Source organism: Streptomyces sp. ICBB 8177 (assembly GCF_003144095.1).
GTDB lineage: Bacteria > Actinomycetota > Actinomycetes > Streptomycetales > Streptomycetaceae > Streptantibioticus_D.
The window spans coordinates 2,030,380-2,055,136 of the sequence record NZ_NSKH01000018.1 but is presented as its reverse complement, the minus strand read 5'-3'; the positions used below and the strand labels follow the sequence as shown (position 1 = coordinate 2,055,136).

Genomic DNA, 24,757 nt, shown 5'->3' with positions numbered 1-24,757 from the left:
CGCCCGACGTAGACGCGCGACCGGGGGCGCGTCCCCGCGCCCGCCCCCTCGCGGTTGGCGCGTATTCGCCCGTCGTGGCGCGCGTCACACCCGATTCAGGAATGGTTGAACTTTCAGGCAAGTTGTCCGGGTGACACTGCCCGTCGACCACGCGCGTCCCCGCGTCGTCCGATATCCCCGAGGTTGTCCGGATATGTCGCTGATTCTCGACCCCGCTGCCCAGGACCTGCTGTTCCGCGAGGCCCACACCGCCAACACCTTCACCGACGAGCCGGTGACCGACGAGCAGGTGAAGGCCGTGTACGACCTGGTCAAGTACGCGCCGACCGCGTTCAACCAGTCCCCGCTGCGGGTCGTGCTGGTGCGGTCCGCCGAGGCCCGCGAGCGCCTGCTCGGCCACATGTCCGAGGGCAACCGGGCGAAGACCGCCGCCGCCCCGCTGACCGCGATCCTGGCCGCCGACAACGAGTTCCACGAGGAGCTGCCGAAGCTCTTCCCGCACTTCCCGCAGGCCAAGGACGCCTTCTTCGCCGAGCGCGCGGTCCGCGAGCGCTCGGCCGCGTTCAACGCCGCGCTCCAGGTCGGTTACTTCATCGTCGGCGTGCGCGCCGCGGGTCTGGCCGCCGGCCCGATGACCGGCTACGACGCCGAGGGCGTCAACAAGGAGTTCTTCGCCGACGGCGAGCACTCGGTGCTGGCCGTGGTCAACATCGGCAAGCCCGGCGACGACGCGTTCCGCCCGCGCTCCCCGCGCCTGGAGTACGACGAGGTCGTCACCACCGTCTGACCTCGCCGGGCCTGCTCAACGGCGTGAGCACGGCCGCCGCGTCAGGTCCGCAGCGCGGCGGCCAGCTCCGCGAGCTGGCTGAACGGCGCGGTGCCGTCCACCACCGTGGTCACCCCGTGCTCGGTGCGGGCCAGCGCCTGGTAGCGGCCACCGGTGAAGCGCTCCCAGGTCTGCCCGGCGACGGTCTGCGTACCGTGCCGGGTGGACTGCTGGGTGGTCGTGGAGATGAACGCTCCGGCCGCCCCGTTGGTCTGGTCGACCGAGGCGTACTGCCCCTGCGGGTCGATGAAGCCCAGGTGCCAGACGCTCGCCCTGGGGTCGGAGCCGTCGTACGTCACCGAGGTCGCCCGCCACTGCTTCGGCAGCCCCTCGGGGGCGGCCACCGGGTAGGGCGCGGCGTGCCGCGCCTGGCCCAGCTCGACGTTGTAGCTCACGGTCTTCACCGGGTCGGTCCCGCCGTGCGGCAGGAAGATGTAGAGACCCGCCACGACGACGCCCATGACCAGGATCGAGAGCATCATGTCCCGCACTGTCTGCTTGCCACGCATACCTGCCACGCCCCCTATCGTCCCCCATGGCGTCGGCGGCTCGTGCCAGGGGTCCCGGGTGGCGGCGGGTCAGGCGGGCGGCCGGGCCCGGCGGGGCGGGTAGCGGCGGCCGATGGCGGGTAGCGGTGCTCATGTGTAGGGCCCTCTGCTCAGACCGGCGCGCGACCGATAAAGTCACATCACCCTCCTCTTCCGGCCGTCGCCGTACAGAAAGGTGCGCTCCGATGACCGAGCACCACCACTTGCCGCCCCCGCTCGAAGTCAGCCCCGAGGCTCCCGACCGCAACCTCGCCCTCGAACTGGTCCGGGTGACCGAGGCCGCCGCCATGGCCGCCGGTCGCTGGGTCGGCCGCGGCGACAAGAACGGCGCCGACGGCGCGGCCGTCAAGGCCATGCGCACCCTGGTCCACACCGTGTCGATGAACGGCGTGGTGGTGATCGGCGAGGGCGAGAAGGACGAGGCGCCCATGCTCTTCAACGGGGAGCAGGTCGGCGACGGCTCGGGCCCCGAGTGCGACGTGGCGGTCGACCCGATCGACGGCACCACCCTGAACGCCAAGGGCATGCCCAACGCGGTCTCGGTGCTCGCGGTCGCCGAGCGCGGCGCGATGTACGACCCGTCCGCCGTCTTCTACATGGACAAGCTGGTCACCGGCCCGGAGGCCGCGGACTACGTGGACATCACCGCGCCCGCGTCCGTCAACATCCGCAGGGTCGCCAAGGCGAAGAACAGCTCGCCCGAGGACGTCACCGTGGTCGTGCTGGACCGGCCGCGCCACGACGGCCTGGTCCGGGAGATCCGGGAGACCGGCGCGCGCATCAAGTTCATCTCGGACGGCGACGTGGCCGGCGCCATCATGGCCTGCCGCGAGGGCACCGGCGTGGACCTGCTGCTCGGCGTCGGCGGCACCCCCGAGGGCATCATCGCGGCCTGTGCGATGAAGTGCCTGGGCGGCACGATCCAGGGCAAGCTGTGGCCGAAGGACGACGCCGAGCGGCAGCGCGCGATCGACGCGGGCCACGACCTGGACCGCGTCCTGCTCACCGACGACCTGGTCCGGGGCGACAACGTGTTCTTCGTCGCCACCGGCATCACCGACGGCGAACTGCTGCGCGGCGTGCGCTACAAGGCGGAGACGGCGACCACCTCGTCGCTGGTCATGCGCTCCAAGTCGGGCACGATCCGGCAGATCGACTCCACGCACCGGCTCTCCAAGCTGCGCGCGTACAGCGCGATCGACTTCGACCGCGCGCGCTGAGCGACCCTCCTGCCGGCGCCGCTCGCACGGCACACCACGGGCAGGGGCCCCGCCGCATGTGACGGCGGGGCCCCTGCCCGTGGCGCTGGTGCGCGGTCTGCCCGCGGCGCGGCTCAGCCGACCGCCGCGACCTGTGCGGTGCGCTGGAGTTCGGCGTCCCTGCGGCGGCGGCGGGCCAGCACGACCCGGCGCTCCGCGGCGGTCAGCCCGCCCCACACTCCGTACGGCTCGGGCTGGAGCAGGGCGTGTTCCCGGCATTCGAGCATCACCGGGCAGCGTGCGCAGACCTGCTTCGCGGCCTCCTCACGGGACAGCCGCGCCGCGGTCGGCTCCTTCGACGGGGCGAAGAACATCCCCGCCTCGTCACGCCTGCACGCCGCCTCGGCGTGCCACGGGCCGGCCAGATCCCGGTGGTGACGATACGAGGGCGTGGTCGCGTCCCTGAGGGGCTCGATCGGTTGCAGCACGGGGTACTCCTGACGACGGCTTCGGCGTTGTGTTCACCCTTGCCCGCCGCTGCGCACGGCTGTCATCGTCCGTTTCTCCCCGCCCAGCCGCACGAGAGACGTGCACGAAGCCTTACCCGCTGTGCGCTCTTTCATGCGGAGAGTACGCAAGCCATGGCGCGCGGGCCCGCGCGCGGGCCAACTCCGCGCCGTTCCACCGGCGTTGGCCGCCTCGCCAACCACCCGTGGCGCAGTCGTCAGGCGCCGTCTGGCGAACGGCCTCGTCGAACGCCGTCGTCGAACGCAACCGTCTGACGCCACCGCCACAAGCCGCCGTCACAGGCCGCCGTCACAGGCCGCGATCAGGGGCCGCCGTCAGATCCGCGCGTCCCCGCCGGTCTCCTCGCGGCCGGTCTCCTCGCGGCCCCACGCCTTGAGCCGCTTGCCCTTCTTGCGCTTGGCGCTCACCCCGCCGAACAGCGCGGCCCCGGTGATCACCACGACCGGGGCGTCCGGGTCGGGCGACTCGTGGGTTTCGACGTCGAAGCCGCCGAAGACGCCGGTGCCGGTGCAGCGCAGGGTGACGTTCTCCGGCACCTTGATGTCCGTGCCGCCGAAGACCGCGAGTGTGTGGATCACCGTCTCGCGGCGGTCGAAGACGGCCTCGGTCAGGTCGATCTCGACGCCGCCGAAGCAGGCGAACGCGTTGGTGCGGCGGCCCACCCGCCAGCGGCCCTTGCGGGTGGCGCCGCCGAAGACCGCGACCAGGCTCTGCACGCCCTCGTCGCTCGTCGGCTCGGCGGCCGACGGCCGGGGCGCCGGCGCCGGGCGGGGCGCGGCCTGCCGCTGGTGCGCGGGCAGGTCGCGGACCAGCGGCTCCAACGCGCCCACGGTGCGAGCGGAGTAGGCGGCGTCGATCCGCTCCGCGTGCTCCTCGTGGGTCAGCCTGCCCTCGGCGAGCGCCTCGCGGAGGATCTCGGCGACGCGGTCGCGGTCGGCGTCGGAGGCACGGAGGTCCGCCTCGGCGACCGGCCGGGGCACGGGCTTGCTGGGCTGCTGCTCTCGCTTCTGGAGCGACGACTCGTCCACGGGCCCACGATAGCCAAACGCGATAGATCGTGACCAGAGCTGTCGCGGGCGCGGGCGGGACGACTGGTGAGCCCCACCTCGCTTTCCCGGTCGCCACCGGACCGTTCTACGCTTGTCGGGCTTCGTCAACGCTGCCGAGTGAGGACCGCCGACCATGCCTGAGTTCACCTACACGGATCTGCTTCCGCTGGGCGAGGACACCACCTCGTACCGCCTGGTGACCTCCGAGGGCGTGAGCACCTTCGAGGCCGACGGCCGCACGTTCCTCAAGGTCGAGCCGGAGGCGCTGCGCAAGCTGGCCGCCGAGGCGATGCACGACATCGCGCACTACCTTCGCCCGTCCCACCTCGCCCAGCTGCGCCGCATCCTGGACGACCCGCAGGCCTCGCCCAACGACAAGTTCGTGGCGCTGGACCTGCTGAAGAACGCCAACATCGCGGCGGCGGGCGTGCTGCCGATGTGCCAGGACACCGGCACCGCGATCGTGATGGGCAAGCGCGGGCAGAACGTGCTGACCTCCGGCGGCGACGAGGAGGCCCTCTCGCGCGGCGTGTTCGACGCGTACACCAAGCTGAACCTGCGCTACTCGCAGATGGCGCCGCTGACGATGTGGGACGAGAAGAACACCGGCTCCAACCTGCCCGCCCAGATCGAGCTGTACGCGACCGACGGCGGCGCGTACAAGTTCCTGTTCATGGCGAAGGGCGGCGGCAGCGCCAACAAGTCGTTCCTCTTCCAGGAGACCAAGGCGGTCCTCAACGAGGCGTCGATGATGCGGTTCCTTGAGGAGAAGATCCGCTCGCTGGGCACCGCCGCCTGCCCGCCGTACCACCTGGCGATCGTGGTCGGCGGCACCAGCGCCGAGTACGCGCTCAAGACGGCGAAGTACGCCTCCGCGCACTACCTGGACGAGCTGCCGTCGGAGGGCTCGCCGGCCGGGCACGGCTTCCGGGACAAGGAGCTGGAGGAGAAGGTCTTCGAGCTGACGCAGAAGATCGGCATCGGCGCGCAGTTCGGCGGCAAGTACTTCTGCCACGACGTGCGGGTGGTGCGGCTGCCGCGGCACGGCGCGTCCTGCCCGGTCGCGATCGCGGTGTCCTGCTCCGCGGACCGGCAGGCGCTGGCGAAGATCACCGCCGAGGGCGTCTTCCTCGAACAGCTGGAGACCGACCCGGCGCGCTTCCTGCCCGACACCACCGACGAGCACCTGGCCGGCGACGGCGACGTGGTGCGGATCGACCTCAACCAGCCGATGGACGCCGTCCTCGCGGAGCTGACGAAGTACCCGGTCAAGACCCGGCTGTCGCTGACCGGACCGCTGGTCGTGGCCCGCGACATCGCCCACGCGAAGATCAAGGAGCGGCTGGACGCGGGCGAGGAGATGCCGCAGTACCTCAAGGACCACCCGGTGTACTACGCGGGCCCGGCCAAGACGCCCGAGGGCTACGCCTCCGGTTCCTTCGGCCCGACCACGGCCGGGCGCATGGACTCCTACGTGGCGCAGTTCCAGGCGGCGGGCGGCTCGAAGGTGATGCTCGCCAAGGGCAACCGCTCCCAGCAGGTCACCGAGGCCTGCGCGGCCCACGGCGGCTTCTACCTCGGCTCGATCGGCGGCCCGGCGGCGCGGCTGGCGCAGGACTGCATCAAGAAGGTCGAGGTCGTCGAGTACGAGGAGCTGGGCATGGAGGCGGTCTGGCGGATCGAGGTCGAGGACTTCCCGGCGTTCATCGTGGTCGACGACAAGGGCAACGACTTCTTCCAGGACCCGTCCCCGACGACCCCGACCTTCACGAGCATTCCGGTGCGGTCGCAGGGCTGACGCCCTCCGGCCTTCGTGCCCGCAGGGCGTCAGCCTTGCAAGCACGAAGGCCGGAGCGACCTGCCTATACAACTTGCAGGATATAGCTCACCGGAGTCATACTCTCCGGGTGAGCTGGGAAGTCATCCTGCATGAGGACGTCAACGACTGGTATTTACGGCTGGCGGCTGAGGATCCAGAATCGGCGCAGCTGGTCGGCGCCGCCATCGACCTCCTGGCAGCTGAAGGGCCGACCCTCGGACGGCCCCTGGTCGATCGGGTCAAACAGTCCCGGCACCACCACATGAAGGAGCTTCGCCCCGGTTCCACGGGCATGTCGGAGATCCGGCTGCTGTTCGCCTTCGATCCGCTACGGCAAGCTTTGATCCTGGTGGCCGGGGACAAGAACGGCGCTTGGGCCTCCTGGTACGACCAGCAGGTTCCCGTCGCGGACGACCGGTTCAACGAGCACCTCGAAGACCTCAGCACATGACCAGCCGCAGACAGGAGTGATCATGCCCAACTGGAGGGACACCAAGGCGAAAGCCGCCGCCATTTACCGGGAGAACGGCACGGAGATCAGTGCGGAACAGGCGGCCGAGCTGCGCGAGACCATGATGAGCGCGGTGCGCGCCTACCGCCTCGCGGAGATCCGGGAAGAACAGGCGCTGACCCAGACGGACGTGGCCAAGGCCATGGGGACGACGCAATCGAACGTGTCCCGCTTCGAACGCGGCGAACTCAGCCGCTCGGAGCTGTCCACCATCGCCGCCTACGTCGAGGCGCTCGGTGGGACCCTACGACTCATCGCGGACTTCGGCGACCGGCAGCTTCAGGTCGGCTGACCCGGAAGAACGGCCCCGTCGGCCGGGAACAGAAGCTCGCCCGCGGGCACTGTCATAGGCATGAGCGACGAGACCATGAACGAGGGCGGGTTCCGGACCGAGCACGACTCCATGGGGGAGGTGCGGGTGCCGGCGCGCGCGAAGTGGCGGGCGCAGACGCAGCGCGCCGTGGAGAACTTCCCCGTCTCCGGGCGGACGCTGCGGCGGGCGCACATCGAGGCGCTCGGGCGGATCAAGGCCGCCGCCGCCCGGGTCAACGCCGAGCTGGGCGTGGTCGACAAGGCGACCGCGGAGGCGATCGAGCGGGCCGCCGAGGAGGTCGCCGAGGGGCGGTGGGACGCGCACTTCCCCATCGACGTCTTCCAGACCGGCTCCGGCACCTCGTCCAACATGAACGCCAACGAGGTCGTCGCCACGCTGGCGAGCGAGCGGCTGGGCCGCGCCGTCCACCCCAACGACGACGTCAACGCCAGCCAGTCCTCCAACGACGTCTTCCCCTCCTCCCTGCACATCGCGGCCACCGCCGCCGTGGTGCACGACCTGATCCCCGCGCTGGAGCACCTGGCCGCCTCGCTGGAGCGCAAGGCCGAGGAGTTCGCGGACGTGGTGAAGTCCGGCCGCACGCACCTGATGGACGCCACCCCCGTCACCCTGGGCCAGGAGTTCGGCGGCTACGCGGCCCAGGTGCGCCACGGCGTCGAGCGGCTGCGCGCCTCGCTGCCCCGGCTGGCGGAGCTGCCGCTGGGCGGCACCGCGGTCGGCACCGGCATCAACACCCCGCCCGGGTTCGCCGCCCGCGTCATCGAGGAGCTGACCCGTACCACCGGGCTGCCGCTGACCGAGGCCCGCGACCACTTCGAGGCGCAGGGCGCGCGGGACGGCGTGGTGGAGATCTCCGGGCAGCTGCGGACGATCGCGGTCAGCCTGACGAAGATCGTCAACGACCTGCGCTGGATGGGCTCGGGACCGCGCGCCGGGCTCGCCGAGATCACGCTGCCGGACCTTCAGCCCGGCTCCTCGATCATGCCGGGGAAGGTCAACCCGGTGATCCCGGAGGCGGTGGCGCAGGTCGCCGCGCGGGTGGTCGGCAACGACGCGACGATCGCGTGGGCGGGCGCGTCCGGCAGCTTCGAGCTGAACGTGATGCTCCCGGTCATCGCGGACAGCGTGCTGGAGTCGGCCGGCCTGCTGGCCTCGGTCTCCCGGCTGCTGGCCGACCGCGCGGTGGACGGCGTCACGGCGAACGTGGAGCGGGCCCGGCAGTACGCGGAGTCCTCGACGTCCATCGTCACGCCGCTCAACCGGTACATCGGCTACGAGGAGGCGGCCAAGGTCGCCAAGCAGTCGCTGGCGGAGTCCCGGACGATCCGCGAGGTGGTCGAGGAGCGCGGCTACGTCGAGCAGGGCAAGCTGACGCGTGAGCAGCTGGACGAGGCGCTGGACGTGCTGCGGATGACCCGCCCGTAGCCGTGCGGGCACCCGGAAGCCGGGCCGCACGCGCGGGCCGGCTTCCGTAGGATCCGTGCATGACAGCCGACGCCCACGCTCCGACCGGCCCGCGCGACGTAGCCCGCTGGGAGCCGGGCACGCACATCCTGTGGCGCTACCGGGGCAACGGCGAGCGCTATCGCGACCAGGTGCACATCGCCCGGCCGGTGACCGTGGTGCGCGACGACGCGCAGCTGCTCGCGGTGTGGATGGCGCCGGGGACCCGGTGCGTCAAGCCGGTGCTGGCCGACGGCACGCCCGTGCACCGCGAGCCGCTGCGCACCCGTTACCGCAAGCCGAGGACGACCACGGTGGAACGCTGGTGGGGCACCGGGGTGCTGAAGCTCGCGCGGCCGGGCGAGCCGTGGTCGGTGTGGCTGTTCTGGCGGCCCGAGTGGCGGTTCAAGAACTGGTACGTCAACCTGGAGGCGCCGCATCGCCGTTGGTCGGGTGGTGTCGATTCGGAAGACCACTTCCTGGACATCGCGGTCAGTCCGGACGGCAGTTGGGGGTGGCTCGACGAGGACGAGTTCACCCAGGCGCAGACCGACGGAGTGGTCGGCCCGGAACTGGCGGAAAGCGTACGGGAAGCGGGCGCTCGGGCGGTTTCGGTGATCGAGGAGTGGGGGCCGCCGTTTCGCGACGACTGGCCCGCGTGGCGGCCCGATCCGTCCTGGACGGTACCCACTCTCCCGGACGACTGGGACCGGCTAATTCCCCAAGGCCCTTGATACCCCCCTCCCCCGGGTACGTAGGATCGTCCTTCGCGGCATCGCCGAAAAAGCAAGCAGCGGCCAAGGCTTGACGCCCAGTCAGGCCGAACAAAGGAGCCAGGGAGCCCGTGGAGTCCGTGGGAAGCGACGGCTACGTGTACGGAGTGCCGGACCGCACCGGCCAGGCCGAGGCGTTCGACGCCATAGGCGACCGCTACGACGACGCCTTCCCGCACAAGGAGGGGCAACTCGCGGCGGGCGCCTGGCTGGCCGGGTCCCTGCCCGCCGGGTCGCGCGTGATCGACCTCGGCTGCGGCACCGGTGTTCCGACGACGCGTCAACTCAGCGAAGCGGGCCACAAGGTGGTCGGCATCGACCTGTCGGCCGGGATGGTCTCGCTGGCCCGCGAGCGGGTGCCGGACGCGGTCTTCCACCAGATGGACATCGCGGACCTGCGCCCGGGCGGCCCCGGCGAGGCGGTGGCGGGCGGCAAGGGGCGCTACGACGGCGCCACCGCGTTCTTCTCCCTGCTGATGCTGCCGCGCGCGGAGATCCCGCTGGCCCTCGCGACGGTGCGTGAACTCCTGGTGCCGTCAGGGTTGCTGGCGCTTTCCATGGTGGAAGCGGACGTGGATGATTTCGCCATTCCGTTCCTCGGTCACACGATCCGGGTATCTGGATACTTGCGGGACGATTTGCGACGGGTCGTGTGTGACGCGGGCTTCGAGATCGTCGAGGAGTCCTCGTACTCGTACGCCCCGGCGAGCACCGATGTGCCGCCGGAGGAGCAGCTCTTCCTGCACTGCCGGCGGCTCACCTGAACGGTTGCGCAGGTTGCCTGCGGCGCACGGACGGATGGATGGAACCCCTAGCGTGACGGAGCACCGCGCCCCTCGGCGGGCGGCCGAGGAGATAAGCGCGTCCAGCGGTGCCGCCGCGCGCCCGCACGAGCCGGGCGGCAGTGGCGGCGATGCGGGCGTGCCCGCGGACCCCCGCGGCGGATACCGGCTGGGGTCGCGGGCCGCGGCCGGTGGCGTGCCCGGCGAGGGGCCCGGGGAGCACCGGGTGCGGGCCACCACCCAGGACGGCCCGGCGGCCCGCCCGCCGCGACCGCGTGAGCAGCCGCCGCGGGAGCCCGCTTCCGTGACCGCGCCGCCGCCCGCCTCCCGCACCGCCAGGACGTCCGGCGGCGCGCACGCGGGACCGGCCGAGCCGGAGACCGGACGGCTGCGGTACGTGGGCGCCGCGACCCGGCGGATCGCCCGCGGCCTCGACCTGGACGAGATCGTGCTGGGCCTGTGCCGCTCGGTGGTGCCGACCTTCGCCGACGCGATTCTGGTCTACCTGCGCGATCCGCTGCCGGTGGGCGACGAGCGGCCGGTGGAGCCGCTGGTGCTGCGGCTGCGCAGGACCGACCGCATCCCGGAGGACGCCGACACCGAGGGCACGCTCGGCCCGCGCCTGCCGCTGGTGCCCGCGCCGGAGGTCAGCGGCGCGGCGGAGACCACCCGGGTGCGGATGGACGGACCGCTGGCCGAGGTGCTGCGCGGGGTGCGGCCGCTGTTCGCGGAGACCGGGCAGGTCGAGCAGGCGCTCGCCGAACTCGTCGACTGCGAGGTGCCCACCGGGCGGCGGGCCGTGCTGGCCCCGCTGCGCGGACGCCGCCGGGTGATCGGCGCGGCGGTGCTGCTGCGCCGCCCGGACCGGCCCGCGTTCGAACCGGACGACCTGCTGATCGCCGCGCAACTGGCCACCCACACCGCGCTGGGCGTGGACAAGGCGGTGCTCTACGGCCGCGAGGCGTACATCGCCGACCAGTTGCAGCGCGCGATGCTGCCCGACTCGCTGCCGCAGCCCACCGGGGTGCGGCTGGCGAGCCGTTATCTGCCCGCCGCGGAGACCGCGCGGGTCGGCGGCGACTGGTACGACGCGATCCCGCTGCCGGGCAGCCGGGTGGCGCTGGTGGTCGGCGACGTGATGGGCCACTCCATGCAGTCGGCCGCGATCATGGGCCAGTTGCGCACCACGGTGCAGACGCTGGCCGGGCTCGACCTGCCGCCGCAGGAGGTCCTGTACCACCTGGACGAGCAGGCCCAGCGCCTAGGCCACGACCGCATGGCGACCTGCGTCTACGCGGTCTACGACCCGATAGCGCACCGGCTGGTCGTGGCCAACGCCGGGCACCCGCCGCCCGTGATGCTGCACGCGAACGGGCGCACCGAGGTGCTCAAGGTGCCGGAGGGCGCCCCGATCGGGGTGGGCGGCGTGCCGTTCGAGGCGGTCGAGCTGCCCGCGCCCGAGGACGCGACCTTACTTCTGTACACCGATGGCCTGGTGGAGTCGCGCACCCGGGACGTGTGGTCCGGGATCGAACGGCTCCGCGAGCGGCTGGGCGCGGTCGGCTCGATCGTCTGCCCGCCGCCCCTGGAACCGCTGTGCGACGAGGTGCTGGACATCCTCGGGCCCGGCGACCGGGACGACGACATCGCGTTGCTGGCCGCCCGCTTCGACGGCATCGCGCCCAGCGACGTCGCCTACTGGTTCCTCGAACCGCATCCGCAGACCGCCGGACGGGCCCGCCGCCTGGTGCGCAGGGCGCTGCGCCGCTGGGAGCTGGACGACCTGGCGGACTCGGTGGAACTGCTGGTCAGCGAGGTCGTGACCAACGCGGTGCGGTACGCGGGACGTCCCATCACGCTGCGGCTGCTGCGTACCGACGTGCTGCGCTGCGAGGTCGGCGACGACGCGCCGCAGCTGCCCCGGATGCGCCATGCCGGTACCCAGGACGAGAACGGCCGCGGGCTCTTCCTCGTCCACCGGCTGGCCCAGCGCTGGGGGGCGACCCGGCTGAGCGCCGGCAAGGTGGTCTGGTTCGAGCTGCCGCTGCCCTGAGCGGTCTCGCCCGGCCGGCGCGGGCCACGCGGGGAGCGCCGGGCGACGCGCCGGGCAGGCGTGCCCTGTTGCCGAGGGCGCGGCGCGCCTGTTGACTGCCGGTGACGAGGTCGGCACCACCGGCCGCGCCGCCCGAGGGACCGCAGCCCCGTGGCACGAGACGTCCGCTCCGTGCCACGGGGCTGCATCGGGTCCTCGCCCGGGCGGCCGCGGCCCGTCCCCTGCCCGGGACCGGCCTCGATCGGCCTCGACCGGCCTGCTCAGCCGAAGCCGGGCACGCCCTGCTGCTCGTCGCCCCCGCCGCCCGGTTCGACCGGCTGCCCGCTCGTCGTCGGGTTCGGCGGGTCCGGGCTGACCGGCGGCTTGGGCGAACGGGAGGGCACCGGCGGCTCGCTGGTGTGCGTCGACGGCGAGTGCGAGGGCACCGGGGGCGTCGAGGGGCCGGTGGAGGCGGTGCCGGACGGCGGCGCGGAGGACGGCGCGTGCGAGGGGACCGGCGAGTCGGGCACCACGCCCGCGCCCTGGTCGGTGTCCAGGTCGAAGTGCTGGGCGTCCTCGCCGCTGATCGCCGCCCGGGTGTAGGCGCCCCATATCTGCGCGGGGAAGGTGCCGCCGTTGACCCGGCCGTCGCCGCCCGCGCCGGACAGGCTCACCTGGGCGCCGGTCCTGGCGTCCTGCCCGAACAGGCCGACCGAGGTGACCAGGTCCGGGGTGTAGCCGGTGAACCAGGCCGACTTGTCGCTGTCGGAGGTGCCGGTCTTGCCCGCCACGTCGCTCTTGAGCTGGGCGGCCGTGCCCGTACCGGAGTTGACCACGCCGGTGAGCACCGAGGTGACCGCGTCGGCGGTGGCCCGGCTGACCGCCTGCCCGCCGATCGGGCTGGGCAGCTCGGCCGCGGTGCCGTTGCGCACGGCGGACTTGACGATGCTGGGGGTGATCTTCTGGCCGTGGTTGTCGAAGGTGGCGTAGACCCCGGCCATGGTCAGCGGGCTGACCCCCATCGAGCCGAGCGCGATCGACGGCCCGTCGCGCAGGCCCTGGGTGTTCGACGGCATGCCGAGCGAGACCGCGGTGTCGGCCACCTTGTCGAGACCGGCGTCCACCGCGAGCTGGGCGAAGACCGAGTTGACGGAGTCGTCCATCGCCTTCTGGACGGTGATGTCGCCGTAGTTGACGCCGTCCTCGTTGGGCGGCGCGAACGGCACCGACGCGCCCTGCACCGGGCGGCCGCTGGTGCCGTCGTAGACGGTGGAGGCGCTGATCGGCCGCCCGTCCTGGGTGGTCGCGTGGTTCTCCAGCGCCGAGGCGAAGGCGATCGGCTTGAAGGTGGAGGCGGCCTGGTAGTCGGAGCGGGTGGCGTTGGAGATGTAGTGCTCGGTGTAGCCCGCGCCGCCGTAGAGCGCCACGATGTAGCCCGTCTTGGGGTCGACGGAGACCGCGCCCGGCTGGACGGCGGCGTCGGTCGTGCGCTCCTTCGGGTCGAGCCGGCTGGTCAGCTCGGTCTTGACCGCGTTCTGCAGGTCGCGCTGCCTGGACGGGTCGATGGACAGGGTGATGGTCCAGCCGCCCGCCGCGAGCTGGGCGTCGGTGAGCGCGCCGCTGGACTCCAGCTGCCGGTCGGCCAGTTCCACGAAGTAGCCGCTCTGGCCGCTGAGTCCGGGCAGCGGCTTGGGGGCGATCGGGACCGGGAAGGCGGCCTTGGCGCGGGCCGCCGGGTCCATCCACTTCATGCCGACCATGTTGTCGAGCACGTAGTTCCACCGGGCGGTGACGAGCTTCTTGCCCTGGGGCCCGGCGACCGCCCAGTCGTACTCGCTGGGCGCCTGCACCAGCGCCGCCAGGTACGCGCCCTGCTCGGGGGTGAGCTTGCTGACGTCCACGCCGTAGTAGGCCTGCGCCGCGGCCTGGACGCCGTAGGCGCCGCGGCCGAAGTAGGCGGTGTTCAGGTAGCCGTCGAGGATGTCGGACTTGCTGACTTCCTGGTCGACCTTGAGCGAGATGATCAGTTCCTTGGCCTTGCGGCTGATCGTCTGGTTCTGGTCGAGGTAGTAGTTCTTGACGTACTGCTGGGTGATCGTCGAGCCGCCCTGGGTGCCGTGCCCGGCCAGGGTGTTGTAGATGCCGCGCGCCATGCCCTTGAGGTCGACGCCCTTGTCCGAGTAGAAGGTCTTGTTCTCCGCCGCGACGAAGTCGTGCTGGACGGCCAGGGGTATCTGGCTGAGCGGGACCTTCTCGCGGTTGATCTGACCGGTGCGGGCGATGACCTTGCCGTCGGCGGTCTTGTAGACGTTGGCCTGGGCGGTGGCGGCCGCGTTCGCGTTGGGAACGTCGACCATGAGGTACAGCGCGGCGAACGCGCCGATGCCGAGCACCAGCACGCCGAGGCCGCAGCCCAGCGCCCAGCGCAGTAGGCGGCCCAGGGTCCAGCCCCTGCCGTTGCCCTTGGCCTTGCCGCCCCGGCTTCCGCCGGCGCCGGCCCCGCTCCTGGTCCGCACGATCCGTCTCTCCTCAACCAACAGACGCGATCGCCGAACCTAACACCACTAGCCGGCACTATTTGCCGAAAATCGAACAATATCGGCACGTGAGAAGAGCCACGCCGATCGCCGGGAACCGAAGCGGGGGGTGTCACGGCCGGGCGGCCGACTGCCCGGCGGGAAGGGCGGCTCCCCCGGCGTACCGCCAGGCCGGAAGGGCGGCCTTCCTGGCGTACCACCAGGTCACGGCGACATCCAGCCGTCTATACACATGATGTATACCCATGGTGTAGAGTCGCCCGCATGTCAATCGGCCACACCTTTCTCGGACTCCTGGAGTCGGGGCCGCGCCACGGTTACGACCTCAAGCGGGCCTTCGACGAACGCTTCGGGCAGGACCGCCCGCTCGCCTACGGCCAGGTCTACTCGACGCTGGCCCGGCTGCTGAAGAACGGGCTGGTCGTGGTCGAGGGCATCGAGCCCGGCGGCGGCCCGGAGCGCAAGCGCTACGCGGTCACCGACGCGGGCGTCACCGACGTCGAGCACTGGCTCGCGCAGCCCGAGCGCCCCGAGCCGTACCTGCACAGCACCCTCTACACCAAGGTGGTGCTCGCCCTGCTCACCGGGCGCAGCGCCACCGACCTGCTGGACACCCAGCGCTCCGAGCACCTGCGTCTGATGCGCGAGCTGACCCGCCGCAAGGCGGACGGCGACCTCGCCGACCAACTGGTGTGCGACCACGCCCTGTTCCACCTCGAAGCCGACCTGCGGTGGCTGGAGCTGACCGCCGCCCGGCTCGACGACCTGGCGAAGGAGGTCCGGTCGTGAGCGAGGCACGCGACGCCCAGACCGCGGACGACGGCGCGCGACCGAGGCGGCAGCCCCTGCTGACCGCCACCGGACTGCGCAAGACCTACGGCACCACCCCCGCGCTCGACGACGCGGACTTCTCCATACGCCCCGGCGAGGTCGTCGCCGTGATGGGCCCCTCGGGATCCGGCAAGTCGACCCTGCTGCACTGCCTGGCCGGGATCGTCCGCCCCGACGCGGGCGAGGTCCGCTACCGGGAGCGCGAGCTGTCGGCGATGGCGGACGCCGAACGCAGCAGGCTGCGGCGCGGCGAGTTCGGCTTCGTCTTCCAGTTCGGGCAGCTGGTCCCGGAACTGACCTGCCTGGAGAACGTGGCGCTGCCGCTGCGGCTCGGCGGGGTCAGACGCAAGGAGGCCGAGCGCCGTGCCGACGAGTGGCTGGAGCGCCTGGAGGTCGCGGAGGTGACCCGGCAGCGGCCCGGCGAGGTCTCCGGCGGCCAGGGGCAGCGGGTCGCGGTGGCCCGCGCGCTGGTCACCGAGCCGCGGGTGGTCTTCGCCGACGAGCCGACCGGCGCCCTCGACTCGCTCAACGGTGAGCGGGTGATGCGGCTGCTGACCACGGCGGCCCGCGACACCGGCGCCGCCGTCGTGCTGGTCACCCACGAGGCCCGGGTCGCCGCGTACTCCGACCGCGAGGTCGTGGTGCGCGACGGGCGCTCGCGCGACCTGACCCGGGAGCCGGTCGCGTGAGCGCGCCGCACCCCGCGCACCCGCAGCCCTCCGGTTCCGGCACGTCCAACCCGTTCCGCGTCTGGGCGCGTGACCTCGGCCTCGGCATGCGGTTCGCCGTCACCGGAGGCCGCGAGGGCTGGGTCCGCACGCTGCTGACCGCGGTCGGCGTGGGCCTCGGCGTGGCGCTGCTGCTGACCACCGCCGCCGTGCCCGCGATGCTGCACGCCAGGTCGGACAGGACCGTCGCCCGCTCCACCGAGGGCCACGGCGCAGAGCCGGCCCGGCCGGGCCCGCACACCCTGCTGGTCGAGCCGGCGAACACCACCTACCGCTGGTACGACATCACCGGCGATCTCCTCGAACCGGAGGGCGCCGAGCCGCCGTCGCCGCCCGGGGTGGGCCGGATGCCGGGGCCGGGCGAGATCGTGGTCTCCCCCGCGCTCGCCTCGATGCTCGCCGACCCGGCCGACAGGCTGCTGCGCGAACGGCTGCCGCAACGCGTCGTCGGGACCGTGGGCGCGGCAGGGCTGAGCGGCCCGAAGGAACTGCTCTACTACGCGGGCGCGGGCGGGCTCTCCGACGACCTGGGGATGACCCGGCGCATCGACCACTTCGGCGGCGGGTCCCCCGAGGAGCCGTGGAGCCCGGTGCTGATCGTGCTGCTCGTCATCGTCTTCGTGGTGCTGCTGGTGCCGGTGGGGGTCTTCGTGGCGACGGCCGTGCGCTTCGGCGGCGAGCGGCGCGACCGCCGGCTGGCGGCGCTGCGGCTGATCGGCGCCGACGCCCGCGCCACCCGGCGGATCGCGGCCGGTGAGGCGCTGTTCGGCGCGCTGCTGGGACTGGTCGCCGGCGCCGCGCTCTTCCTCGGACTGCGGCAGTCGATCGGGATGTTCTCCTTCGACCAGACCAGCGTCTTCCCCTCCGACATGACGCCGGCCCCTCAGCTGGTCGCGCTGATCGTGGTGGCCGTGCCGCTGGCCGCGGTGCTGGTGACGCTGATGGCGCTGCGCGGTGTGGTCATCGAGCCGCTGGGCGTGGTGCGCGGCGCGACGCCCCGCAGGCGGCGGTTGTGGTGGCGGCTGCTGGTGCCCGCGGCCGGGCTCGCGATGCTCTACCCGCTGGTCGGCACGGTCGGCCCGACCGGCTCCGTCAACCGGCCGCAGGTCGCAGCGGGCGCGGTGCTGCTGCTGCTCGGGCTGACCACGCTGCTGCCGTGGCTGGTGCAGACGGTGGTCGCCCGGCTGGGCGGCGCCGGTCCCGTGCCGTGGCAACTGGCCTCCCGCAGGCTCCAGTTGTCCTCCGGCGCGGCGGCGCGGACGGTCAGCGGGATCACCGTGGCGGTGGCCGGGGCGATCGCGGTACAGGCGGTGTTCGCCGGCGTGGCGGGCCAGTTCACGCACGACACCGGCCAGGACCCGGCGAGAGCGCAGATGGCGGTGGACATCCCGGTGCGCGACGGCTCCCAGGTCAAGCGGGTCGTCGGCGCCTTCCGCACCACCGAGGGCGTGCGCCGGGTGACGGGAACGGCGGAGGGTGAGGCCGCCGACCTGGCCGCCACCGCCCGGGCCAGGAGCGCGGCGCGCTCGGGGCACGGCGAGCAGGCGCAGGACGACCTGAGCACGACACCGGTCACGGTGGGCGACTGCGCGACGCTGCGGGAGGTCGCCGGCGTCGGGGCGTGCTCCCCCGGCAGCGTCTTCCTGGTCACCGGCCTGTACGGCAGTCCGCCCGACCCGCTGCTCAAGCCGGGGCACCGGCTCGACCTGAGCGTCCCCGGCACGCCCGGCGCGACCGACCGCGGGCCCAGGCCGTGGACCATCCCGGCCTCGGCACGCACCGCGTCCGGGAAGACGGACGCCACCGGCTACGAGCGCTCCGGCGTGCTGGCCACCCCGGAGGCGCTCGACCCGAGCCTGTTGCAGGCCCCCGAGGCCCACGTCGCCATCGCGCTGGACCCCGGCGTGCCGGACGCCGAGGACCTGGTGCGCAACACGGCGGTGCGCATCGACCCGTCCGACCCGACCTGGACGCTGCACGCGACCCAGGAGGCGCAGCGGTACGTGAGTCTGCGGCGTGGACTGATGATCGGGGCGGTGGCGGTGCTGGTGATGATCGGGGCCAGCCTGCTGGTGTCGACGCTGGAGCAACTGCGCGAACGCAGGCGGCTGCTGGCGGCCCTGGTGGCCTTCGGCACCCGGCGCGGCACGCTGGGCCTGTCGGTGCTGTGGCAGGCCGCGGTGCCGATGGCGCTGGGACTGGTGCTCGCGGTGGCGGGCGGCCTGGGGCTCGGTGCGGTGCTGCTGCGGGTGGTCAACGAGTCGGTGGGCTTCGACTGGACCTCGGTCGCGGTCATGGCCGGCACGGGGGCCGGCGTGGTCGGGCTGGTCACGCTGCTGAGCCTGCCGCCGCTGTGGCGGATGATGCGGCCGGACGGCCTGCGCACGGAGTGAGCGGAAAGCTCAGGCCGCCATGCGTACCGGCAGCGGGCGCAGGGTGTCGCGCAGGGCGGCGGCGAAGGACTCGAACTCCTCGGCCCGCGCCGCCCCCGCTCGCATCGCCAGCGCGATCCGCCGCACCGGCGCCGGGTCCTGGAAGGTCCCGGTGGCCAGCCGGGCGCCGCGGCCCACCTCGACCGGGACCGCGGTGCGCGGCAGCAGCGTGACGCCGAGGCCGCCCGCGACCAGCTGGACCAGGGTGGACAGGCCGGCCGCGCTGGTGGTCACCGGCGCCCCCTCGGCACGGCCCACCTCGCGGCAGATGTCGAGGGCCTGGTCGCGCAGGCAGTGCCCTTCGGACAGCAGCAGCAGGTCGAGGTCGCGCAGTTCGGAGCGCGGGATGTCGTCGCGTCCGGCGAGCCGGTGGTCGCGCGGCATGACCAGCACGAAGTCCTCGTCGAACAGCGGCAGTTCGGTGACCGCGGGCAGTCCCAGCGGCACCGCGAGCAGCAGCAGGTCGAGCCGTCCGGCGGTCAGGCCCTCGGTCAGCGAGGCGGTCTGCTCCTCGTGGACCTGGAGGTCGAGGTCCGGATAGCGGTCGTGGACCAGGCCGAGCACGGACGGCAGCAGGTAGGGCGCCACCGTCGGGATGACGCCGAGCCGCAGCACGCCGGTGAACGGCGCCCGTACCGCCTCCGCCTCCTCCATCAGGTCGGCGACCGCGTCCAGTACGCTGCGTGTCCGCGCCGCGAGCCGTTCCCCGGCCGGGGTGAGCAGCACGCGGCGGGTGGTCCGTTCCACCAGCCGTACGCCGACGACGTCCTCCAGCGCGGCGACGGCGGCCGACAGCGCGGGCTGGCTGGTGCCGGTGACGGCGGCGGCGTCCCGGAAGTGCAGGTGCTCCGCGACCGCGGCGAACGCCCTGAGCTGGGCGAGGCTGGGCTGACGCTGCGCTTTGACGGCCGGCTCCCTGGGAGGTGCGGTGGCGGGGGCACCGGAGGGTGCGGTGGACAGCCCCCAGGGTACTGATCGGCCATACCTATCAGTAGGTCGAGCCGGGGCGATTTCCGTGATCAATCTTGCCTGTGGCACGGTGGGTTCCGTCCAACCCGCACAAGCACAGGAGACCCCTCAATGCTCACTGTCGGTGACCAGTTCCCCGCTTGGAAGCTCATGGGCGTGGAAGGCCCGTCCGACGACAAGCTGGAGATCAAGGAGTACAGCTCCGAGGACTACAGCAAGGGCTGGTCGGTCGTCTTCTTCTGGCCGAAGGACTTCACCTTCGTCTGCCCGACCGAGATCGCCGCTTTCGGCAAGCTGAACGAGGAGTTCGCCGACCGCGACGCGCAGGTGCTCGGCGTCTCCGGCGACTCGGAGTTCGTCCACCACGCCTGGCGCCGTGACCACGCCGACCTGCGTGAGCTGCCGTTCCCGATGCTGGCCGACTCCAAGCACGAGCTGATGCGCGCCCTCGGCGTCGAGGGCGAGGACGGCTTCGCGCAGCGCGCGGTCTTCATCGTCGACCAGAACAACGAGATCCAGTTCTCGATGGTGACCGCCGGTTCCGTGGGCCGTAACCCCAAGGAGGTCCTGCGGGTGCTCGACGCGCTGCAGACCGACGAGCTGTGCCCGTGCAACTGGAGCAAGGGCGACGAGACCCTGGACCCGGTCAAGCTGCTCGCCGGGGAGTGACCCGCTGACATGGCACTCGACACCCTGAAGTCCGCGCTGCCGGACTACGCCAAGGACCTCAAGCTCAACCTGGGTTCGGTCATCGGCAACTCCGACCTGCCGCAGCAGCAGCTGTGGGGCACCGTGCTCGCGGTGGCCATCGCCTCGCGCAGCCCCATCGTGCTGCGCGAGCTGGAGCCGGAGGCCAAGGCCAACCTGAGCCCCGAGGCGTACACCGCGGCGAAGGCCGCCGCCGCCGTCATGGCGATGAACAACGTCTTCTACCGCACCCGGCACCTGCTGTCGGACCCCGAGTACGGCACGCTGCGCGCGGGCCTGCGGATGAACGTCATCGGCAACCCGGGCGTGGAGAAGGCCGACTTCGAGCTGTGGTCGCTCGCGGTCTCCGCGGTCAACGGCTGCGGCCAGTGCCTGGACTCGCACGAGCAGGTGCTGCGCAAGGCCGGCGTGAGCCGCGAGGTCGTCCAGGAGGCGTTCAAGATCGCGGCAGTCGTGCAGGCCGTCGCCACCACGCTGGACGCGGAAGCGGCGCTGGCCTCGGCCTGACGCCGGACCGCTCCACGGGCAACGACGAGGGCGGGGTCACGGGAGACGTCTCCCGTGACCCCGCCCTCGTCGTCCTCAGGTCTCCTGCGCGGCGGGCGGCGCGCCCTCCGTGACCGCCTGGCGCAGCGCGTTCTCCCGTACGTGCTGGCGCAGGTAGCCGACGACCGTGTTGGTGACCGCGACCAGCGGCACCGCCACCACCGCGCCGCCGATCCCGGCGACCAGCGAACCGGCCGCCACCGCCAGCACCACGCCCAGCGGATGCACCCGCACCGCGCGGCCGAGGATGAACGGCTGGAGCACGTGGCCCTCGATCTGCTGCACCGCGAGGACCACCACCAGCACCATCAGCATGGTGAACGGCCCCTGCGTGACCAGGGCCACGATCATCGCCAGCGCGCCGGAGACCACCGCGCCGACCATGGGGATGAACGCGCCCAGGAAGATCAGCACGGCCAGCGGCACCGCCATCGGCACCCCGAGGAAGTAGATCCCGACGCCGATGCACACCGCGTCGATGAACGCGACGATCACGGTGCCGCGCACGTAGAGCGTCAGGGTGCGCCAGGCGCGCGGCCCGGCGCCGGCCACGCCCTCGCGGGCGTCGCGCGGGAAGAGCTTGAGCACCCAGTTCCACACGTTGCGGCCGTCGTAGAGCAGGAACAGGGTGGAGAACATCGCCAGGAAGAGGCTGGTGAAGACCTCCAGGACCACGGTGACGCCCTGGAGCCCGGCCGAGGTGATGGTCTCGGCGTTGGTGCCGACCGCGTGCTGGAGGTTCTTGGCGATCTGGTTGATCTGCTTGTCGGTCACGTGGAACGGCGAGTTGAGCAGCCACTTCTTCAACTGGCCGATACCGGCCTGGAGTTGGTTGGACAGCTGGTCGGTGTTCTCCATCACCTGCCAGACCACGAACCAGCCGACCAGGCCCATCACCACGAAGCCGCCGATGAACGTCAGCGCGGTGGCCAGTCCCCTCGGCAGCCCGGCCCGCTTGAGCCGGGCGACTATCGGCTGGAGCAGCGCGGTGATCAGCAGCGCGGCCACGAAGGCCAGCACCACCAGCTTGATCGCCGAGATCACCCGCATCAGGACGTACAGCGAACCGGCGAGGATCAGGAAGCGCCAGGCCACCTCGGCGGCCACCCGCACGCCCCACGGCACCGCGGCCACCGGGGCGCGCGGGGCGGCGACGGCGGGCGCGTAGGAGGGCGGCGGGGGCACGTAGTCGTCGTGCGCCTCCTCCGGCGCCTCCTCGCGAGCCCGCTCGCGCTCCCTGGCGCGTTCGTCGTCCCGGCGCTCCCTCCGGCGCTCGTCGGCCTCGCCGCGCTCCCCCAGACGCTCCTCGAACTGCTCTTCGCGCTCCTCGGCCGCCGCCCTGCGCTCGGCGAGGCGACCGGCGGCCCTGGCGAGGCTGTCGGTGAGGCCGGTACGCCACCGGCTTTTGTGCGGCATGTCCGTTCCATCCCCTGCGGTGCTGCGGTGCGCCCCTGAGCCGGTGCGCCCCTGAGCCGCCCGGAAGGACGAGGTTACCCGGCGGCAGGGTTGACGTCCCCGGCGAGGCGGTACCGGCCGGGGCTGCGAACGCACCGGTCACAGCGACGAGCCCCGCCGGTCAACGCCCGGCGGGGCTCGTCGTGAGGTCTCGGGGTGCGGCCCGGCGGTACTCAGTACCAGCCGTTGGCCTCCCAGAACTGCTGGGCGCCACAGGGGCTGTGGTACCGGTCGTTCATGTAGCCCAGGCCCCACTTTATCTGCGTGGCCGGATTGGTCCGCCAGTCGGCGCCCGCCGAGGCCATCTTGGAGCCGGGCAGGGCCTGCACCAGGCCGTAGGCGCCGGAGGAGGCGTTGGTCGCCTGGTAGTTCCAGCCGCTCTCGTGCGAGACGATCCAGGAGAAGCACTCGTACTGCGCTTCGTTGCCGATGATCTGCTGGGCCATCGCCTGGATGCCCGCGACCGAGTAGTCGCCCGAACTCAGCGTGGACAGCGACTGGCGCTGCTCGTCGCGGCTGGCGGCCTCCTGCTTCTCCTTCTCGGCCTTCGCCTCGGCCTCCGCCTTCTTCTTGGCGGCGTCGGCGGCGGCCTTCTTGCGCGCGGCCTGCTCGGCCGCCTGCTTCGCGGCGGCGTCGGCGGCGGCCTGCTGCGACTGGACCTGCTCGGTCAGCGACGCGACCTGCGCGTTGGTCTGCTGACCGTCGACGATGGTGTCGAGCGAGGTCGCGTCGGCGACGGGCTGCGCGGCTGCGGCGGTCGGCTCGCTGCCAGAGGCCACGCCCACGACGGCGCCCACGGTGGTGACCGCGGTCGCTGACGCTACGGCGATACCCCGGACGGAGATCCGGCTCACACGGTTTCCTTCCAGCATCGCCCGCGTGGTGACCGCGCGGACGCAATCGTGCCCCTGACGCTGGCCTCCCCCTGGTGACGGACCGGAGTCCGACTGGTCACGGGAGGCACGGGCCCGGTGCGATCCCCGAGGCGGGGTCCGCGTGGTGCTGGGCGGCTTACGGCCAACACTGTTCAGTTCTGGGGGGTTTCGCACCGTCGCCGGTGCGGGTGTGCCGTAAGCGGGGCCTGACAGCCCCACACACTGCCCGACAATGACGCGCCAAGGCAATTCTCAGTTGCGTGGCGAACGTCACAACGCGTTTGGGCCTGCCGGTTTGCGGAAACTCCGGCGTGTCGCCACCGGACACGACTAGGCTGCTGCGCCCTTCGCGGACGCAGCAGCCTCAGCGTGTCAAATCCTTTACGCGCAGCGACCGTTGGCCACTGCTTCGGCGGAGCCCTTACGGCTGGACGTCCTCCAGCATCTCGGTCACCAGTGCGGCGATCGGGGAACGCTCGGAACGGGTCAGCGTCACGTGGGCGAAAAGCGGATGACCCTTCAGTTTCTCCACCACGGCGACCACTCCGTCATATCGTCCGACCCGGAGGTTGTCCCGTTGTGCCACGTCATGGGTGAGAACGACCCGCGATCCGGCGCCGATCCGGGACAGAACGGTCAACAGCACGTTCCGCTCCAGGGATTGCGCCTCGTCCACGATCACGAAGGCGTCGTGCAGCGAGCGGCCCCGGATGTGGGTCAGCGGCAGCACCTCCAGCATGCCGCGTTCCACGACCTCCTCGATGACGTCCGCAGAGGTGACCGCCGAGAGCGTGTCGAAGACCGCCTGCGCCCAGGGGCTCATCTTCTCCGACTCGTTGCCCGGCAGGTAGCCCAGCTCCTGCCCGCCCACCGCGTACAGCGGCCGGAAGACCATCACCTTGCGGTGCTGCCGCCGCTCCAGCACCGCCTCCAGGCCCGCGCACAGCGCCAGCGCGGACTTGCCGGTGCCCGCCCGGCCGCCCAGCGAGACGATGCCGACCTCCGGGTCGAGCAGCAGGTCCAGCGCGATCCGCTGCTCGGCGCTGCGGCCGTGCAGCCCGAACGCCTCCCGGTCGCCGCGCACCAGCCGGACGTCGCCGTCCTCGGTGACCCGGCCCAGCGCCTTGCCGCGTTCCGACTGGAGCACCAGACCGGTGTGGACCGGCAGTTCCTCGGTGCCCGGCAGGACGGCGCTCTCCTGCGCGAAGAGCCGGTCGACGTCCGCGCCGGTCACCTGGAGCTCCGCCATCCCGGTGTACCCGGAGGTGATGGCGAGTTCCGCGCGGTACTCCTCGGCCAGCAGCCCGACGGACGACGCCTTGATGCGCAGCGGCAGGTCCTTGGAGACGACCGTGACGTCGTACCCCTCCGCCTGCAGGTTGCGGGCGACCGCCAGGATGCGCGAGTCGTTGTCGCCGAGCCGGAAGCCGGCCGGAAGCACGCCCGGGTCGGAGTGGTTCAGCTCGACCCTGAGCGATCCGCCGAGTTCCCCGATCGGGATGGGCGCGTCCAGCCGCCCGTAGCGGATCCGGTACTCGTCCAGCAGCCGCAGCGCCTGGCGGGCGAAGTAGCCGAGTTCCGGGTGGTGGCGCTTGGCCTCCAGCTCCGTCACCACGACGACCGGCAGCACGACTTCGTGCTCGTCGAACCGCATGACGGCGTTGGGGTCGGCCAGCAGCACGCTGGTGTCGAGGACATAGGTGCGCCGGTCGTGCTCCCGGCGATTCTTGCTGGTCACCACGGGTGGACGAACCCCCTCGGGAGAGGTGTCGAGGCGACGGCGGTTCGGACTGCGCGCGCGTCGCGCGGTACTGGACCGGGGACGGGCCCGT

Annotated in this window: 22 protein-coding genes; 14 read left to right on the top strand and 8 right to left on the bottom strand. The window is 72.2% G+C overall.

Going from position 1 to position 24,757, the window contains the following annotated elements:
• Positions 1-193 precede the first annotated feature (193 nt).
• Complete coding sequence (locus tag CK485_RS17745) at positions 194-787, top strand: malonic semialdehyde reductase (RefSeq protein ID WP_109451709.1); 594 nt, start codon at positions 194-196, stop codon at positions 785-787.
• Positions 788-828: 41 nt separating this feature from the next.
• On the opposite strand, the gene CK485_RS17740 is transcribed toward CK485_RS17745, so the two are convergent.
• Entirely contained in the window at positions 829-1,335 is a 507-nt protein-coding gene (locus CK485_RS17740; RefSeq protein ID WP_109451708.1) for a DUF4245 domain-containing protein, read from the bottom strand.
• Between the two features lie 224 nt (positions 1,336-1,559).
• Here CK485_RS17740 and glpX point away from each other — a divergent pair, with 224 nt between their 5' ends.
• Positions 1,560-2,594, top strand: a complete 1,035-nt coding sequence (gene glpX / locus CK485_RS17735; protein ID WP_109451707.1) for a class II fructose-bisphosphatase — start codon at positions 1,560-1,562, stop codon at positions 2,592-2,594.
• 113 nt (positions 2,595-2,707) lie between these two features.
• On the opposite strand, the gene CK485_RS17730 is transcribed toward glpX, so the two are convergent.
• Both CK485_RS17730 and CK485_RS17725 read right to left on the bottom strand, forming a co-directional pair.
• Entirely contained in the window at positions 2,708-3,061 is a 354-nt protein-coding gene (locus CK485_RS17730) for a WhiB family transcriptional regulator (RefSeq protein ID WP_109451706.1), read from the bottom strand.
• Positions 3,062-3,415: 354 nt separating this feature from the next.
• Positions 3,416-4,129, bottom strand: coding sequence for a DUF1707 domain-containing protein (locus CK485_RS17725; protein WP_241968387.1), 714 nt, complete (start codon positions 4,127-4,129; stop codon positions 3,416-3,418).
• A gap of 154 nt (positions 4,130-4,283) precedes the next feature.
• Between CK485_RS17725 and CK485_RS17720 the strand changes: the two genes are divergently transcribed.
• From CK485_RS17720 to CK485_RS17690, 7 genes are all read left to right on the top strand, one after another.
• On the top strand, positions 4,284-5,948 hold the full coding sequence (locus CK485_RS17720; protein WP_109451701.1) for a fumarate hydratase: 1,665 nt from the start codon (positions 4,284-4,286) through the stop codon (positions 5,946-5,948).
• Between the two features lie 109 nt (positions 5,949-6,057).
• Entirely contained in the window at positions 6,058-6,420 is a 363-nt protein-coding gene (locus tag CK485_RS17715; RefSeq protein WP_109451699.1) for a type II toxin-antitoxin system RelE/ParE family toxin, read from the top strand.
• 22 nt (positions 6,421-6,442) lie between these two features.
• On the top strand, positions 6,443-6,772 hold the full coding sequence (locus CK485_RS17710) for a helix-turn-helix domain-containing protein (protein WP_109451697.1): 330 nt from the start codon (positions 6,443-6,445) through the stop codon (positions 6,770-6,772).
• Positions 6,773-6,832: 60 nt separating this feature from the next.
• Positions 6,833-8,239, top strand: coding sequence for a class II fumarate hydratase (locus tag CK485_RS17705; protein ID WP_109451695.1), 1,407 nt, complete (start codon positions 6,833-6,835; stop codon positions 8,237-8,239).
• Positions 8,240-8,298: 59 nt separating this feature from the next.
• A complete protein-coding gene (locus CK485_RS17700; RefSeq protein ID WP_109451693.1) occupies positions 8,299-8,991 on the top strand; it encodes a DUF402 domain-containing protein in 693 nt (230 codons plus the stop codon).
• Between the two features lie 110 nt (positions 8,992-9,101).
• Positions 9,102-9,794 carry a class I SAM-dependent methyltransferase gene (locus tag CK485_RS17695; protein WP_109451691.1) on the top strand — a complete coding sequence of 231 codons (693 nt, stop codon included), beginning with the start codon at positions 9,102-9,104 and terminating at the stop codon, positions 9,792-9,794.
• Positions 9,795-9,846: 52 nt separating this feature from the next.
• A complete protein-coding gene (locus tag CK485_RS17690) occupies positions 9,847-11,865 on the top strand; it encodes an ATP-binding SpoIIE family protein phosphatase (protein WP_109451690.1) in 2,019 nt (672 codons plus the stop codon).
• A gap of 260 nt (positions 11,866-12,125) precedes the next feature.
• Here the strand turns inward: CK485_RS17690 and CK485_RS17685 are convergent, their stop codons facing one another.
• Complete coding sequence (locus CK485_RS17685; RefSeq protein WP_241968477.1) at positions 12,126-14,285, bottom strand: transglycosylase domain-containing protein; 2,160 nt, start codon at positions 14,283-14,285, stop codon at positions 12,126-12,128.
• Positions 14,286-14,645: 360 nt separating this feature from the next.
• On the opposite strand from CK485_RS17685, the gene CK485_RS17680 reads away from it, so the two are divergent.
• The 3 genes from CK485_RS17680 to CK485_RS17670 are packed head-to-tail and all read left to right on the top strand — an operon-like array spanning position 14,646 to position 18,333.
• The gene (locus CK485_RS17680) at positions 14,646-15,170 is read left to right on the top strand and encodes a PadR family transcriptional regulator (protein ID WP_109451688.1); all 525 of its coding nucleotides are present in this window, start codon (positions 14,646-14,648) and stop codon (positions 15,168-15,170) included.
• Positions 15,171-15,226: 56 nt separating this feature from the next.
• Positions 15,227-15,901, top strand: coding sequence for an ABC transporter ATP-binding protein (locus tag CK485_RS17675; protein WP_109453188.1), 675 nt, complete (start codon positions 15,227-15,229; stop codon positions 15,899-15,901).
• A complete protein-coding gene (locus CK485_RS17670) occupies positions 15,898-18,333 on the top strand; it encodes an FtsX-like permease family protein (RefSeq protein ID WP_342673484.1) in 2,436 nt (811 codons plus the stop codon). Before CK485_RS17675 ends, CK485_RS17670 begins: the two co-directional genes overlap by 4 nt.
• A 9-nt stretch (positions 18,334-18,342) precedes the next feature.
• On the opposite strand, the gene CK485_RS17665 is transcribed toward CK485_RS17670, so the two are convergent.
• A complete protein-coding gene (locus CK485_RS17665) occupies positions 18,343-19,332 on the bottom strand; it encodes a hydrogen peroxide-inducible genes activator (RefSeq protein WP_109453184.1) in 990 nt (329 codons plus the stop codon).
• Positions 19,333-19,452: 120 nt separating this feature from the next.
• Between CK485_RS17665 and CK485_RS17660 the strand changes: the two genes are divergently transcribed.
• Both CK485_RS17660 and CK485_RS17655 read left to right on the top strand, forming a co-directional pair.
• Positions 19,453-20,010, top strand: coding sequence for a peroxiredoxin (locus tag CK485_RS17660; protein WP_109451686.1), 558 nt, complete (start codon positions 19,453-19,455; stop codon positions 20,008-20,010).
• A gap of 9 nt (positions 20,011-20,019) precedes the next feature.
• The gene (locus CK485_RS17655) at positions 20,020-20,556 is read left to right on the top strand and encodes an alkyl hydroperoxide reductase (RefSeq protein WP_109451684.1); all 537 of its coding nucleotides are present in this window, start codon (positions 20,020-20,022) and stop codon (positions 20,554-20,556) included.
• Positions 20,557-20,631: 75 nt separating this feature from the next.
• Here the strand turns inward: CK485_RS17655 and CK485_RS17650 are convergent, their stop codons facing one another.
• The 3 genes from CK485_RS17650 to CK485_RS17640 all read right to left on the bottom strand — a co-directional run bounded on the left by CK485_RS17650 (position 20,632) and on the right by CK485_RS17640 (position 24,666).
• Positions 20,632-22,011 carry an AI-2E family transporter gene (locus CK485_RS17650; RefSeq protein WP_199239379.1) on the bottom strand — a complete coding sequence of 460 codons (1,380 nt, stop codon included), beginning with the start codon at positions 22,009-22,011 and terminating at the stop codon, positions 20,632-20,634.
• A 212-nt stretch (positions 22,012-22,223) separates the two neighbouring features.
• Complete coding sequence (locus CK485_RS17645) at positions 22,224-22,904, bottom strand: transglycosylase SLT domain-containing protein (RefSeq protein WP_109451682.1); 681 nt, start codon at positions 22,902-22,904, stop codon at positions 22,224-22,226.
• A 442-nt stretch (positions 22,905-23,346) separates the two neighbouring features.
• Positions 23,347-24,666 carry a PhoH family protein gene (locus tag CK485_RS17640; protein ID WP_109451680.1) on the bottom strand — a complete coding sequence of 440 codons (1,320 nt, stop codon included), beginning with the start codon at positions 24,664-24,666 and terminating at the stop codon, positions 23,347-23,349.
• Between the last annotated feature and the right edge of the window lie 91 nt (positions 24,667-24,757).

Coding starts and splice junctions, on each gene's coding strand:
- CK485_RS17660 (WP_109451686.1), top strand. CDS start 19,453: ATGCTCACTGTCGGTGACCAGTTCCCCGCTTGGAAGCTCATGGGCGTG.
- CK485_RS17650 (WP_199239379.1), bottom strand. CDS start 22,011: ATGCCGCACAAAAGCCGGTGGCGTACCGGCCTCACCGACAGCCTCGCC.
- glpX (WP_109451707.1), top strand. CDS start 1,560: ATGACCGAGCACCACCACTTGCCGCCCCCGCTCGAAGTCAGCCCCGAG.
- CK485_RS17745 (WP_109451709.1), top strand. CDS start 194: ATGTCGCTGATTCTCGACCCCGCTGCCCAGGACCTGCTGTTCCGCGAG.
- CK485_RS17655 (WP_109451684.1), top strand. CDS start 20,020: ATGGCACTCGACACCCTGAAGTCCGCGCTGCCGGACTACGCCAAGGAC.
- CK485_RS17740 (WP_109451708.1), bottom strand. CDS start 1,335: ATGCGTGGCAAGCAGACAGTGCGGGACATGATGCTCTCGATCCTGGTC.
- CK485_RS17700 (WP_109451693.1), top strand. CDS start 8,299: ATGACAGCCGACGCCCACGCTCCGACCGGCCCGCGCGACGTAGCCCGC.
- CK485_RS17705 (WP_109451695.1), top strand. CDS start 6,833: ATGAGCGACGAGACCATGAACGAGGGCGGGTTCCGGACCGAGCACGAC.
- CK485_RS17720 (WP_109451701.1), top strand. CDS start 4,284: ATGCCTGAGTTCACCTACACGGATCTGCTTCCGCTGGGCGAGGACACC.
- CK485_RS17710 (WP_109451697.1), top strand. CDS start 6,443: ATGCCCAACTGGAGGGACACCAAGGCGAAAGCCGCCGCCATTTACCGG.
- CK485_RS17680 (WP_109451688.1), top strand. CDS start 14,646: ATGTCAATCGGCCACACCTTTCTCGGACTCCTGGAGTCGGGGCCGCGC.